The following is a 13,368-nucleotide window of genomic DNA, read 5'->3' as shown; positions in this document are numbered from 1 at the left end:
AGCTGCTCCGAGCTCCGCCGAATTTGAGCCGACGGGTGCACTACCTCCTCTCACCCGGCCCAAACGGCACCGTCACCGTGAATCTCGCCCCGCCCTCGGGCGCGTGACCGGCCTCGATCCTGCCGCCGAGCCGGCGGGCCATCCGCGCGGCGAGCGCCAGCCCCAGCCCGCTGCCGACCTTGCGCGCGCCCTGGTACCGCCGCGACAACGCACCCCGCTCGAAGGCCACCGCCAGGTCGTCGTCGGTGAACCCGGGCCCGCCGTCACGGATCTCGATCGACGCCTCCGCCGGCCCCCACACCAGCGCCAGCACCACCGGCACCCCTGTCGCCTGCTCGGACGGCACGACCCGCAGCGCGTTCTCCAGCAGGCCGTCGACGATCTGGCGGATCCGTCCCGGGTCGGTGCGCACCGGCACCGGCATCGGCGGCAGCTCCGTGCGCAGCAGCAGCCCCGCCGCCGTGAGCCGCCCGCCCCACGCCTCGGCGGTCGCCGCCACCAGCTGGGTCAGATCCACGTCGACCACCTCGACCGGCAGGTCCGCGGCCTCCAGCCGGGCCAGCACCAGCAGGTCGGCGATCAGCCGGTCGAGCCGCTCCGCCTCGTCGAGCACCGTCTGCCCGGCCCGCTGCGCCCCGTCCGGACCCACCACCCCGTCCGCGAGCGCCTCCGCGTAGCCGCGGATCGTCGTCAGTGGCGTGCGCAGCTCGTGCGACACCGACAGCAGGAAGTCCCGCTCGCGCCCCTCGCTCGTGGCGAGGGCCGCGGTCAGCGCGTTCACCGCGTGCGCCAGGTCCGCCACCTCCGCCGGCCCGTCCGCGTCCAGCGTGACCGACCGGTCCCCGGCGGTGAGCCGGTTGGCCGCGTCCGCCACGGTGCGGATGGGCCGCGCGATCCTCCTGGCCAGCAGCACGCCCGCCAGCAGTCCGGCCGCCAACCCGGCCAGCAGCGCCATCCACAGCTGCCCCCACAGCCGCGTGATGGTCGCCTGGCGCGACGGCATCCGCTCGGTCAGCACGATCCCGTTGCCCGCGTTGCCGATCGGCCGGCCCACCACGAGCTGGACCTGCTGGTCCACCACCGCCCGCCGGACCGGGACCGGCCGCCCGGCCCCGACCGTCTTGACCACCCCGTCGGGCAGCCCCGCACGGTCCGGCTGCCCCGCCCGGATCAGGTAGACCTGGATCCCGCGGGTCCGCAGCCGCTCGACGATCACCTGCTCGTCCGTGCTCCTGGGCGTGTTGAACCGGGGGCGCAGCAGCTCGGCGGTCAGCGTCGCGTCGTCGGCCAGCCGGACCCGGGCCGCCTTGTTGGCCTCCTGGATCGCCAGCGGCGCCCCGACGAGCGCCGTCACCAGCACCGAGATGACCGCGACCAGGCACGTGACCAGCGCGCTGCGTCCGGCGATGGACCGGAACCCGGCCCTAAGCATCGGCGGTGTACCCGACGCCCCGCACCGTCCTGAGCACCCCCGCCGCGGCGCCGAGCTTCCCGCGCACCTGCGCCACGTGCACGTCGACCGTCCGGGTGCCGGAATGCGCGGCGTACCCCCACACCGAGCCGAGCAGCTCCTCCCGCGTGAACACCCGCCCCGGCCGGTTCATCAGGTGCGCCAGCAGCGCGAACTCCGTCGACGTCAGCACCACCGGCGCGCCGTCGACCAGGCACTCCCGCCGCGCGGGGTCGAGCGTGACGGGTCCGACGGTGCGGACCTGCTCGACGTCGGGCGGCCCCTGCGTGCGGCGCAGCACCGCCTTCACCCGCGAGACCAGCTCCCGCGGGCTGAACGGCTTGGTCACGTAGTCGTCGCCGCCCAGCTCCAGGCCGAGGATCCGGTCGACCTCGTCGTCCCGCGCGGTCAGGAACAGCACCGGCGTCCAGTCACCGGCCTCCCGCAGCCGCCGGCAGATCTCCGTGCCGTCCATCCCCGGCAGCGCGATGTCCAGCACGCACGCGACGGGCCGCAGCTTCCGCGCCGCGGCCAGGCCCGCCGTGCCGTCGTGCTCGACGTGCACCCCGAAGCCCTCGCGCGCCAGATACATGCGCAGCAGGTCGGCGATCGGCCGCTCGTCCTCGACGACCAGCACCAGCCCCTTGCCCTGATCCACGGGCCCATTCTGCCGCGCCCGCATCCCGCCCGATGTTCGGGCGAGGTTTGGGCATCGAGTCGGTCGGATACAAGAACATCGATCGGCTCACCCTTCGCGAGGAAGCCAGCGCCTGCCGCGAAGGGTGGGCCGATCGCTCACGCGAAGCGGAGGACCGCCTTGGCCAGGGCGGGGACCCGGGGCGTCGCGGCGGCGGCGACCACGCCCCACGGGGTGCGGAACGCCTGCTTGAGGGCCTCGTCGAGGCGCCACGTCTCGACCTTGTTCGGCAGGCGGACCCAGACGTTCTCGCGGACGCCGTCGATGGCGGTCACGCCGAGCTGGATGCCGGAGCGGGTCGGCTCGGGGGTCCAGGTGACATCGGCGAGCGAGTGCAGGTCGGTGTTGAGGTGCAGGGAGACCCGGCGCAGCAGCGGCGACTCGGTGGTGATCACGAGGCGGCTGCGGGTCAGCATCAGCACGCTGTTGCGGGAGGCGCGCGACGTGCAGCGGGCGACGACGGCGACGGCGTCACGGTCCCCGGCGCAGCCGCGCAGCACCTGCACGTGGCGGCGGATGGTCGCGGCGGACAGCCTCGCCAGTGCGGTGGCCGGCAGGAACGTGCACGTGAAGGTGTCCAGCGTCTCCATATCGAAGCCAACGACGGTTCGCGCTCAGCGACACGCGTCGCGGCCCCGGAAACGCGCCGATCTTGCGGGCGTAGTGTCAGGACACTCCCACGATGTCCTTTTCTCCACCGCCGCGCCCGCAAGACCGGCGCACCGCCTGTCCGACTTTCCGGGGGAGGGCTACGAAGCGGACGGGCGGGGGCTGGGCTTGAGGGGAGCGCAGGCGGTGACGGCGGCCGCCACCTTCGCGTCGGCGGTGTCGAGCTGGTCGACCGGGCCGCTGACGGTGACGCCGTGCTCGGTCAGGCAGTTGCGGTACGCCGCATCCCGGCCGCCACCGTTGCCGCCGCCTCCGCCGTTGCCGAACCCGCCGCTCGGGAACGCGGTCGGGCGCAGCGACTCGCAGGCCTTCTGCGCCTTCTCCCAGGTCTGCTGGTCCACGCCGTTCGGCGCGGCCGTACCGAAGAAGCCACCGCCACCGCCGCGGAACCCACCGCTGCCGGACGGGCGCGGCTGCCCCGACGGGAACGCGGTCGGTCGGCCCGACGCGTTGCCGTCAGGACGGGCGGTGGGGCGTCCCGAGCCGTTCATCTGCGGCAGGTTGACGCCGTTGTCGCGCAGGCACGACGCGTAGTCGGTGCCGGACGCCGCCGTGGCCGGCGCCGCGCTGTCCGAAGATCCGCAGGCTGTGGCGAAGAACGCCACCGCGGCGAGCGCGAGGGCGGCCCCACCGATCCGCTTGGTCATCACTCCCGACATGCAACGGCGCGAACCTCGACGCACCGTGGGCTGGACCTCAAAATTCGGTGAGAGCGCCTTCCCAGGGAACTTTGAGGTCCGGTCGAGCTGACCGGGAGCCGGGACCGGTCAACTAGCAGGCATGAAGGTCTGGTGGCTGGCCGGAGGGGCTGCCGTGCTCGCGGTCGCGGTCGTCGTGGGGGTCCTGCTGACCGGCGACGAGAAGGTCGCGCCGGCGAAGGTGAGCACGACGAAGGTGACCCGCGGGTCGGTCTCGACGACGGTCTCCGCGTCGGGGACGGTGCAGGCGCAGCAGAGCCGCACGCTCGGGTTCACCAGCAGCGGCATGCTGACGGAGCTCAACGTCAAGCCCGGCGACGTCGTCGCCGCCGGCATGGTGCTGGCCAGGATCGACGCGACCGCCGCGCAGGAGTCGGTGGACGCCGCCGAGGAGAGCGTCGACAGCGCCGAGGACGCCCTGGACCGCGCGGAGACCGCCCAGGCGAGCGCCACCAGCACGCCCAGCGTCAGCCCGAGCGCCAGCCGCGCGCCCGGCGGCGGACAGAACCCCGGCACCGGCAACCAGAACAGTGTCCAGAACGCCAGCGACAACCTGCTCAACGCGCAGCAGCGGCTCAACAACGCGAAGCTCACCCTCACCCAGGCCAACGCCAAGCTGGCCGGGACGGTGATCACCGCGCCGCTCGCGGGCAAGATCCTCGACGTGAACGGCACCGTCGGGTCCGCCGCCGGCTCGAGCGTGATCACGCTCGCCGGCACCGGCGATGTCGTGGTGAAGGCGCAGTTCACCGAGGCGGAGGTGGCCCACCTCAAGGTCGGGCAGGTCGCCCGGATCACGCTGCCGGACAACGCGAGCGCGAAGTACGACGGCAAGGTCATCCAGATCGACCCGGCCGGCACGGTGTCGAACCGGCTGGTGCGCTACGCGGCGCTGATCGCGTTCGACAAGGTGCCCGACACGCTGCTCTACGGGCAGAGCGCTACTGTCGCAGTGGTCACCGCGTCCGTGGACGGCGTGCTGTCGGTGCCCTCCACGGCCGTGCGCGGCGGCGTGGTCGTGGTCAGGGTCAACGGCCGGGACGAGGAGCGCAAGGTCGCGACGGGGCTGCGCGGCGACGTCAACACCGAGATCACGAGCGGACTTGCCGAAGGCGACGAGATCCTGACGGCGGGTCGGTGACGATGGAGCCGATGACCGTACAGGCGAACACGCCACAGCCGAAGGTCCTCGTCGTGGACGACGAGGCGAGCATCCGTGCCCTGCTGTCCGCGACGCTGCGGCTCACCGGCTTCGACGTGAAGGTCGCCGGCGGCGGGCGGGAGGCCCTCGCGGCCGCCGCCGAGTTCGCGCCCGACCTGGTCGTGCTCGACGTGATGATGCCCGACCTGGACGGGTTCGAGGTCGCGCAGCGGCTGCGCGGCAGTCAGCGGCCGGTGCCGGTGCTGTTCCTGACGGCGCGGGACTCCGTGGAGGACCGCATCTCGGGGCTGACGGTCGGCGCCGACGACTACGTCGCGAAGCCGTTCAGCCTGGAGGAGGTCGTGCTGCGGATCCGCGCGATCCTGCGCCGCAGCCTGGGCGATCAGCAGCAGCTCGTCGACGGCGGGGTGCTGCGCTACGCGGACCTGGAGATGGACGAGGACGCGCACGAGGTCCGCCGCGGCGGGCACCGGGTCGACCTCTCCCCGACCGAGTTCAACCTGCTGCGGTACCTGCTGACCAACGCCGGCCGGGTGGTCAGCAAGGCGCAGATCCTGGACCGCGTGTGGAACTACGACTTCGGCGGCGACGGGCGCATCGTCGAGTCGTACGTCTACTACCTGCGCCGCAAGGTCGACAAGTGGGATCCGCCGCTGATCCACACCGTCCGCGGGGTCGGCTACGCGCTGCGCCTGCCCCAGAAGTAGGCCGCAGCGGTGAGACTCAGGCCCTGGCGCCAGTGGACGGTCCGCGCGAGGATCGTCGTCTCCGTGGTGGCCCTCGCCGGGGTCGCCCTCATCGCCGCCAACGCGATCGGTGTCGGGCTGCTCAACTGGTACCTGATGCAGCGCATCGACGACCAGCTGGAGCACTCGGCGCACCCGCCCGCGTTCGTCGGCCGCAACCCGAACCCGAGCCCCAGCGCCTCGGTGACGGGCGGGCGGCGCGACCGGTACAGCGGCGAGTTCTTCCCCGGACCGCTGTACCAGATCTACCGCTTCGACAGCACGGGCAAGCTCAAGGAGCCGCCGACGGTCGTGCTGGACCCGGCGCTCTTCGGTGACGTCCGGCAGCGGGCCGAGGACCCGAAGCCGTTCACGGTCACCAGCCCGGCCGGCGAGGACTGGCGGGTGATCGTGTTCGCGCTGCCGGTGCCGACGGGCACCGCGGCCGGGGCCAACGGATACGGCGCCAACGCGGTCTCCCTCGTCGAGATCCAGGACACGCGGGACCGGATGCTGCAGTACTCGCTGCTGGTGAGCCTGATCGTGCTCGGCTTCGCCGGGTTCGCGACGGCGTCGCTGGTGCGGGTCGGGCTGAGCCCGCTGACCCGCATGGAGGAGACCGCGGTCGAGATCGCGGACGGCAACCTGTCCAGCCGGATCGTCGACGCCGACCCGCACACGGAGTCGGGGCGGCTCGGCATCGCGTTGAACACGATGCTCACCCGCATCGAGGAGGCCGTCGAGGACAGCGCCGACTCGGAGCGCCGGCTGCGCCAGTTCCTCGCCGACGCCGCACACGAGCTGCGCACGCCGCTGACCTCCGTGCAGGGTTTCGCCGAGCTGTACCGGCGCGGTGGTGCCCCGCCCGGACCCGCGCTGGACGAGGCGATGGCGTGCATCGAGGCCGAGGTCAGCAGGATGCGGCTGCTCGTCAACGACCTGCTGACCCTGGCCAGGATGGACGAGGAGCGGGCCCTGCAGCGGCACCCGGTGGACCTGCTCGCCGTCGCCGCCGACTCGGTGCGCGACGCGCACGTGCGGGTGCCGACCCGGTTCGTGCAGCTGTCGGCGCTCGACGAGCGGTCGGTGACGTTCGAGCCGGTCACCGTGGAGGGCGACGAGGCGCGCATCCGGCAGGTCGTCGCCAACCTGGTCAGCAACGCGCTGCAGCACACGCCGGAGGACACCCGCGTCGTCGTGCGGGTCGGGCGGGCGACCGGCGACACCCCGCCGCCGACCGCGTCGATCGGTGCGCCGCTGCCCGAAGGGGTGCCGCTCGCCGCGATCGAGGTCAGCGACACGGGGCCGGGCATGAAGCCGGAGGACGCCACCAGGGTGTTCGAGCGCCTGTACCGCGCGGAGGGCTCCCGCTCCCGCCGGCACGGCGGCGCCGGGCTGGGCCTCGCCATCGTCGCGGCGATCGTGCAGGCGCACGGCGGGCGGGTCGAGCTGTGGACGGCACCGGGCGTCGGTACGCGGTTCCGGGTGCTGCTGCCGGCGATGGACGAGCCGGACTTCGAGGACGAGCCCGACGGCCCTGACGACGACGAATCCGGAGAAACCGGGGCAACCGAATTCCGAGGTAACTCCGAGGTGGACTGAGGGTCGCTCCGAGCGGCACCCACCACGATTCCCCTCATGCGTTTGTCGCTGCCGTCTCTACGCCGGCCTCGTCCGAACTCCGTGGGTCTGATCAACGCCGCGCTCGCGGTCGCCACGGTCGGCGGCGGGCTCTGGGCCTATCAGATCGTCTCCGGCCCGGCGGCCGCCCAGGCGTCGCAGACCACCACGCGGACCAGGGTCGTCGCGGCCTCCCAGGGCACGGTGTCGCAGACGGTGTCGGCGTCGGGCTCGGTCGCCAGCTCCGCGACCGCCAACGCCAACTTCACCAGCTCGGGCACGGTCACCGAGGTGGACGTGAAGGTCGGCGACGTGGTCACCAAGGGGCAGGTCCTGGCGAAGATCGACCCGACGGCCGCCAACGCGTCGCTGAACACCGCGAAGGCCAACCTGACCGCGGCGAAGGCGGCGCTCACCCGGGCGGAGAACAACAACGCCGACGACGCCACCATCGCCTCCGCGGAGGCGCAGGTCGCGACCGCGCAGGCCAGCGTGACGTCGGCGCAGACGACCGTCAACGGCACGGTCCTGACCGCCCCGATCGCCGGCACGGTCACCGCCGTGAACGGCGCCGTCGGATCGGCCTCGTCGTCTTCCGGGTCATCTTCTGGTTCGTCCGGCGGCGGCGGTACCGGCGGCGCGACCTCCTCCAGCAGCAGCTCGAGCGGCTTCATCCAGCTCGCCGACCTGACGAAGCTGCAGATCAACGCCGGCTTCGCGGAGGCCGACGCGACGAAGCTCAAGCCCGGCCAGACCGCGGAGATCAGCTGGAGCGCGCTCAGCGGCACCCGCGCCAACGGCAAGGTCAGCACGATCTCGCCGACGGCGACGACCACCAACAACGTCAACTCCTACGCGGTGGTCATCGGCCTGGACACGCTGCCGGAAGGGGTGCGGCTCGGACAGAGCACCACGGCGGTCGTGACGATCGCCGAGGCGCAGAACGTGGTGCGCATCCCGACCCAGGCGCTGCGCACGGCCGGCGGCCAGCGCACCGTCCAGGTGCAGGTCAACGGCCAGGTGGAGACCCGCACGGTCGAGGTCGGCATCAGCGGCGGCTCGTTCGTCGAGATCAAGTCGGGGCTCACGGCCGGCGAGCAGGTCGTGATCACCACGACGACGACCGGCTCGACGACCGGCACCAACACCAACCAGTTCCCCGGCGGCAACTTCCCCGGTGGCGGTGGCGGCTTCACCGGCGGCGGTGGCTTCACCGGTGGCGGCGGCGGCCGCCAGGGCAACTGATGGGACCCGGCGACATGCACCCAGTTCTGGACGTCCAGAAGGTCAAGAAGATCTACGGGCAGGGCGAGACCGAGGTCCAGGCCCTGCGCGGGGTGTCGCTGACCGTCGAGCGCGGCGACTACGTCGCGATCATGGGCTCGTCGGGCTCCGGCAAGTCGACGCTGATGAACATCCTCGGCTGCCTCGACATCCCGACGACCGGCAAGTACCTGCTCGACGGCGTCGACGTGAGCCGCCTCAACGACCGGCAGCTCGCGCTCGTGCGGAACCGGCGGATCGGGTTCGTGTTCCAGGCGTTCAACCTGATCGCGCGGACCACCGCCCTCGCCAACGTCGAGCTGCCCCTCGCCTACGCGGGGGTGAGGTCCGCGGAGCGCCGCCGCCGGGCCAACCTGGCCCTGGCGATGGTCGGGCTCGCCGACCGCGCCGGCCACGAGCCCAACCAGCTCTCCGGCGGCCAGCAGCAGCGGGTCGCCGTCGCGCGGGCCCTGGTCACCGCGCCGGCGCTGGTGCTCGCGGACGAGCCGACCGGCAACCTCGACACGCAGTCCACCAGCGACGTCCTGGCCGTCTTCGACCGGCTCAGCGCGTCGGGCCGGACGATCGTGCTGATCACCCACGAGCCGGACGTCGCCGAGCGGGCGAAGCGACTGATCCGGCTCGTCGACGGACACATCGTCCAGGATGAGCGGCTGAAATGAACATCGTCTTCGCCCTGCGGGCGATCACCGCCAACAAGCTGCGGTCCGGCCTCACCGTGCTCGGCATCCTCATCGGCGTCGCGGCGGTCATCCTGCTCGTCGCGGTCGGCAACGGCTCGGCCCAGGCCGTACAGAAGCAGATCGAGTCACTGGGGACGAACACGCTGACCGTCACGGCCGGCGGTGGCGGTGGCGCGCGAGGTGCGGCGGCGACCACGAGCACCGCGCTCACCATGGACCTGGTGCCCGCGCTCTCCGACAAGGACGAGGCGCCGCACGTGCGCAGCGTGTCGCCGGTCGTCACCGGCTCGCAGTCGGCAACGTACGAGGGCACCGACCACACGATCGCGCAGTTCGTCGGCACCTACCCGGGCTATGTCGCGGCCTCGAACTTCAAGGTCGACAAGGGTGCCCTCTTCACCGACGAGGACGTCAAGGACTCCCGCAAGGTCGTGCTCATCGGCAAGACCGTCGCGGAGGAGCTGTTCGGCGCCGTCGACCCGCTGTCGAAGCAGATCACCGTGTCCGGCAAGCTCTTCACCGTCGTCGGGGTGCTCGCCGACAAGGGCGGCACCGGCTTCACCGACCCCAACGACGTCGCGATCGCCCCGGTCACCGCGGTGCAGGAGTCGCTGACCGGCTACGGGTCGCTGAACCAGCTGCTGGTGCAGGCGACCGCGCCGGAGGACGTCAGCGACGCGCAGGGCGAGGTCACGGCGATCCTCAACGCCAAGCTGAACATCACCGGGTCGAGCACCAGCGCGTACCGCATCCAGAACGCCTCGCAGCTGCTGGAGACCCGCGCGAACACCGCGGAGACCTTCACGCTGCTGCTCGGCGCGGTCGCCGGGATCAGCCTGCTGGTCGGCGGGATCGGCATCACCAACATCATGATGGTCACCGTCACCGAGCGGACCCGCGAGATCGGCATCCGCAAGGCGCTCGGCGCGCCGAAGCGCACGATCCTCACCCAGTTCCTGGTCGAGGCGACCGTGCTGAGCCTGATCGGCGGGCTCCTGGGCGTGGCCGCGGCGGTGATCGGCAGCCGGTTCACGATCGTCAGCATCCAACCCGTGATCGTGCCCAGCTCGGTCTTCCTGGCGCTGGGGTTCTCGGTCGCGATCGGGCTGTTCTTCGGCAGCTACCCGGCCAGCCGCGCCGCCGGCCTGCGCCCCATCGAAGCGCTGCGCTATGAGTAGGAGATTCCTGTGAGTCACGCCTTTCGCCGGCCTTCCGACAATGCGGACACCGAGGTCCTCGAGCCGGTCGTGCTCCTCGAAGAACCGGAGCCGGAACCGGACGACCTGCTCGCGCAGCCGCTCGACGACGACCTGAGCGAGCGGATCAGCAAGGCGGCGCCGCGCCGGCTCGCCAACCGCGCCACGTACGTCCTGGCCGGGCTGGCGCTGCTGGTCGCCGGCTTCGTCGGCGGCGCGCAGGTGCAGAAGTCCTACGGCACCGCACCGGCGGCCTCGACCCCGGGCGGCGGCGCCAACCCGGCGGCGCTGGCGAGCCAGTTCGCCGGGCGGGGCGGCTTCCCCGGCGGAGCGCAAGGCGGCACCGGCACCGGGCAGACGGGCACGCGGGGCGGCATCACCGGCACCGTCAAGCTCGTCGACGGCACCACCGTCTACGTGGAGACCGCCGACGGCCAGACGCTGATCGTGAAGACCAGCGGCACGACCACCGTCTCGATGCCGGGCGCGCTGAAGGACCTCACCGCCGGCTCCAGCGTGACGATCGTCGGCCAGAACGCCGACGGGACCGTCACCGCCACCTCGATCACCAAGACGAAGTAGCGCATGCTGGGGGCATGGACCTCCGCAGCGGAACCTTCGACCCCTCGCAGCCGCAGCCGCAGCCGCAGCCGCAGGCGACCGCCTTACGGTGGCGGGTGTCGACCGGCTTCGCCGCGCTGAAGGCCTGTGCGGCGATCGGCCTCCTGGTCGCCGGCGTGTTCGCCGCGGGCGACCGCCGGATGCTCACCGCCGCGGTGGTCGCCGCGGCCATCCTCGGCGTCTATGCGCTGCGGGACTTCGTCGCGCCGGTCCGTCTCGCCGCGGACCCGGACGGAGTCACCGTCGTCAGCGGCTACGCGGGCCGCCGCCGGGTCGAGTGGGTGCAGGTCGAGCGGATGCGCGTCGACGCCCGGTCCCGTGGCGGCATGCGCAGCGAGCTCCTGGAGATCGACGCGGGCGAGCAGCTGTTCCTGCTCAGCCGGTACGACCTCAACGCGCACCCGGCCGACGTCTACGAGGAGCTGCTCCGGCTCCGCGGCTTCTAGCTGCCGTCGGCTTCCAGCCGTCGCTGGCTTCTGGCTGTCGTTGGCTTCCAGCTGCCGTTGCGGACAGCTGTCGCTGGGTGCTAGCTGTCGTTGCGGACAGCTGTCGCTGGGTGCTAGCTGTCGTTGCGGACAGCTGTCGCTGGGTGCTAGCTGTCGTTGCGGACGGCGAAGATGGCGATGTCGTCGCGGGGCGCCTCCGCGGAGAACCCCAGCGTCGTCGCGCGCAGGCGGGCGACGACCACGTCGGCGGGGAAGCCGGCCAGCAGCGCCGCCTCCTTGCGCAGCCGGTCGACGCCGAAGAGCTCCGCGCCGCGGCGGCGCTCGGTGACGCCGTCGGTGTAGAAGATCAGCGTGTCGCCGGGCTGCAGCGTGATCTGGGTGCGCGGGGTGTTGATCGTGTCGAGCAGGCCGAGGGCGGTGCCGCACCGGCCGGCGAGCTCCGTGCTGCCGTCGGCGCGCAGCAGCACCGGCTGGTCGTGCCCGGCGAGGTGCAGCGCCACGTCAAGGGTGCCGTCGGGGCGGCGCAGGATCTCCGCCAGGCAGAGCGTGCAGAAGCGGCCGGCGCCCCGCTCGAGCAGCGTCTCGTTGATCCGCTTCAGCGTCTCGGGCATCGGCCGGCCGTCGCGGACCAGCACGCGGGTGACGTCCCGCACCAGGCCGGTGACCGTCGCCGCCTGGACACCCTTGCCCGACACGTCGCCGACGACCACCAGCCAGCGGCGGCCGGAGAGCGGCACCACGTCGTAGAAGTCGCCGCCGACGTCGACCCCTTCGCCGGTCGGCACGTATTCGGCGCCGAACTCCACGCCCTCGGCCTTCGGCAGCTGCGGCGGCAGCAGCGAGCGCTGCAGGGCCTGGGCGATGCTGCGCCGCTCGGCGTGGATGTTGGCGTTGTCGATCGCGAGCGCGGCGCGGCGGGCCACGTCCTCGACGACGGCGACCTCCTCGCTGCGCTGCCACGTGTCGCCGCCACCGCCGACCGTCAGCGTGCCCAGGTGCTGCCCGCGGGCGATCAGCGCGAGGACATACCCCTCCAGCGGCGGGCCGAGCGGCACCACCGCGTCGGTGCCCATCGCCTCCTTCAGCTGCGGGGCCGCGTGCGTGAGCGAGTCGAGCAGCCCGGTGAGCATCGACTCGTCGGCGTGCGCGGCCGCGGCGAGCCGCAGCTCACCGCCGGCGTCGGCGGCGTGGATCGCGCACCAGGTGCCCAGTCGCGGCACCACCAGCCGCGGGATGAGGGCGAGGGTCAGCTCCACGTCGAGGGACTGGGCGAGCAGCTCGCTGGCGTCGGCGAGGAACGTCAGCCAGGTGCGCCGCTCCGAGTCGGTGCGGCGCAGCCGGTGGTTCTCGATCAGCAGCATCAGCCGGTCCGCGGCGAGCGACGTCAGCGGCCGCGCGTACGGGTTGCCACCACCGCCGGCCACGAGAAGCTCCGCCCGCCAGGGCTTGGTGACCCGAAGCGGCACCCGCAGGCCGCTGTCGACGGTCCCGGTGAGCCGGCCGACGGCGGCGACCGTGTGCGGGCCGTCGCCCTCGTCCAGGGTCAGCGCCGCGCCGGTCCCGCCGATCACGCCGACGAGCCGCTGGAGCAGCTCCTCCGAGACCTCGGTCAGCGACGTGCCGGTGCCCGACCAGCCGAGCGCGCTGAGCGCCTCCGGTGCGGGCGCGACGGGGATCTCGAAGCTGGGTGGTGTCCTGTCGCTGCCGACGGTGCCGGGCTTCTTGTCCAGCCGGAACCAGACGCCCTTGCCGCCGCCGAAGTGCAGGGTGCCCCAGGAGGACGCCAGCTGGTCGACGAGCAGCAGGCCGCGGCCGCGCTCGTCCAGGTCGGTGCCGGGCGCCGGGATGTTGGGCACGACCGTGCCGGGCTTGAAGTCCAGCACGGTGACCGTCAGCGAATTGTCGGCGGCGGTGATCTCCACGTCGACCTCGGTGCCGGCGTGCACGACGCTGTTGGTCGTCAGCTCCGTCACCAGCAGCAGCGCCTCGTCGAGAATGCCGCCCAGATCCCGTTCGTGCACGATCGTCCGGATCGCTTCGCGGGCCAGCCCAGGAGAGCTATGGTCGGCCGGGAGTCGGATCCTCCGGACGGTCGGGGCGTTCACACCTCGCAGTCT

13 protein-coding genes are annotated in these 13,368 nt (G+C 72.5%); 8 read left to right on the top strand and 5 right to left on the bottom strand.

The window, feature by feature from the left end; all coding sequences use genetic code 11:
• Nucleotides 1-40 precede the first annotated feature (40 nt).
• The 4 genes from ABZ321_RS05380 to ABZ321_RS05365 form a co-directional block, all read right to left on the bottom strand.
• On the bottom strand, nt 41-1,432 hold the full coding sequence (locus tag ABZ321_RS05380) for a HAMP domain-containing sensor histidine kinase (protein ID WP_344508237.1): 1,392 nt from the start codon (nt 1,430-1,432) through the stop codon (nt 41-43).
• A complete protein-coding gene (locus tag ABZ321_RS05375; protein WP_344508235.1) occupies nt 1,425-2,108 on the bottom strand; it encodes a response regulator transcription factor in 684 nt (227 codons plus the stop codon). The genes ABZ321_RS05380 and ABZ321_RS05375 overlap by 8 nt, the downstream gene beginning before the upstream one ends.
• Nucleotides 2,109-2,245: 137 nt before the next feature.
• Entirely contained in the window at nt 2,246-2,737 is a 492-nt protein-coding gene (locus ABZ321_RS05370) for a hypothetical protein (RefSeq protein WP_354889524.1), read from the bottom strand.
• 159 nt (nt 2,738-2,896) lie between these two features.
• Entirely contained in the window at nt 2,897-3,463 is a 567-nt protein-coding gene (locus tag ABZ321_RS05365; protein ID WP_344508231.1) for a hypothetical protein, read from the bottom strand.
• Nucleotides 3,464-3,596: 133 nt separating this feature from the next.
• Here ABZ321_RS05365 and ABZ321_RS05360 point away from each other — a divergent pair, with 133 nt between their 5' ends.
• Genes ABZ321_RS05360 through ABZ321_RS05325 form a run of 8 tightly spaced genes read left to right on the top strand, consistent with a single transcriptional unit; the run spans nt 3,597 to nt 11,251 of the window.
• Nucleotides 3,597-4,655: an HlyD family efflux transporter periplasmic adaptor subunit gene (locus tag ABZ321_RS05360; protein WP_354889522.1), complete on the top strand. Its 1,059-nt coding sequence runs from the start codon at nt 3,597-3,599 to the stop codon at nt 4,653-4,655.
• 11 nt (nt 4,656-4,666) lie between these two features.
• A complete protein-coding gene (locus ABZ321_RS05355) occupies nt 4,667-5,383 on the top strand; it encodes a response regulator transcription factor (RefSeq protein ID WP_344508227.1) in 717 nt (238 codons plus the stop codon).
• A 9-nt stretch (nt 5,384-5,392) separates the two neighbouring features.
• Nucleotides 5,393-7,003 (top strand): HAMP domain-containing sensor histidine kinase, encoded by a 1,611-nt coding sequence (locus tag ABZ321_RS05350; RefSeq protein WP_344508225.1) that lies wholly within the window; start codon nt 5,393-5,395, stop codon nt 7,001-7,003.
• 36 nt (nt 7,004-7,039) lie between these two features.
• A complete protein-coding gene (locus tag ABZ321_RS05345) occupies nt 7,040-8,266 on the top strand; it encodes an HlyD family efflux transporter periplasmic adaptor subunit (RefSeq protein WP_354889519.1) in 1,227 nt (408 codons plus the stop codon).
• A 14-nt stretch (nt 8,267-8,280) separates the two neighbouring features.
• Nucleotides 8,281-8,967, top strand: a complete 687-nt coding sequence (locus ABZ321_RS05340; RefSeq protein WP_344508221.1) for an ABC transporter ATP-binding protein — start codon at nt 8,281-8,283, stop codon at nt 8,965-8,967.
• Entirely contained in the window at nt 8,964-10,166 is a 1,203-nt protein-coding gene (locus ABZ321_RS05335; RefSeq protein WP_354889517.1) for an ABC transporter permease, read from the top strand. The genes ABZ321_RS05340 and ABZ321_RS05335 overlap by 4 nt, the downstream gene beginning before the upstream one ends.
• Nucleotides 10,167-10,175: 9 nt before the next feature.
• Nucleotides 10,176-10,766 carry a hypothetical protein gene (locus ABZ321_RS05330; RefSeq protein ID WP_354889515.1) on the top strand — a complete coding sequence of 197 codons (591 nt, stop codon included), beginning with the start codon at nt 10,176-10,178 and terminating at the stop codon, nt 10,764-10,766.
• Between the two features lie 14 nt (nt 10,767-10,780).
• Nucleotides 10,781-11,251 (top strand): PH domain-containing protein, encoded by a 471-nt coding sequence (locus tag ABZ321_RS05325; RefSeq protein WP_354889513.1) that lies wholly within the window; start codon nt 10,781-10,783, stop codon nt 11,249-11,251.
• A gap of 146 nt (nt 11,252-11,397) precedes the next feature.
• Here ABZ321_RS05325 and ABZ321_RS05320 read toward each other — a convergent pair whose 3' ends face one another.
• Nucleotides 11,398-13,356 (bottom strand): SpoIIE family protein phosphatase, encoded by a 1,959-nt coding sequence (locus ABZ321_RS05320; protein ID WP_354889511.1) that lies wholly within the window; start codon nt 13,354-13,356, stop codon nt 11,398-11,400.
• Nucleotides 13,357-13,368: the final 12 nt, after the last annotated feature.

The sequence above is a fragment of the Dactylosporangium sp. NPDC006015 genome, from assembly GCF_040614215.1.
Classification (GTDB): domain Bacteria; phylum Actinomycetota; class Actinomycetes; order Mycobacteriales; family Micromonosporaceae; genus Dactylosporangium; species Dactylosporangium maewongense.
Note: the sequence above shows the minus strand (reverse complement) of the source record. Positions and strands in the feature narration are given on the sequence as shown.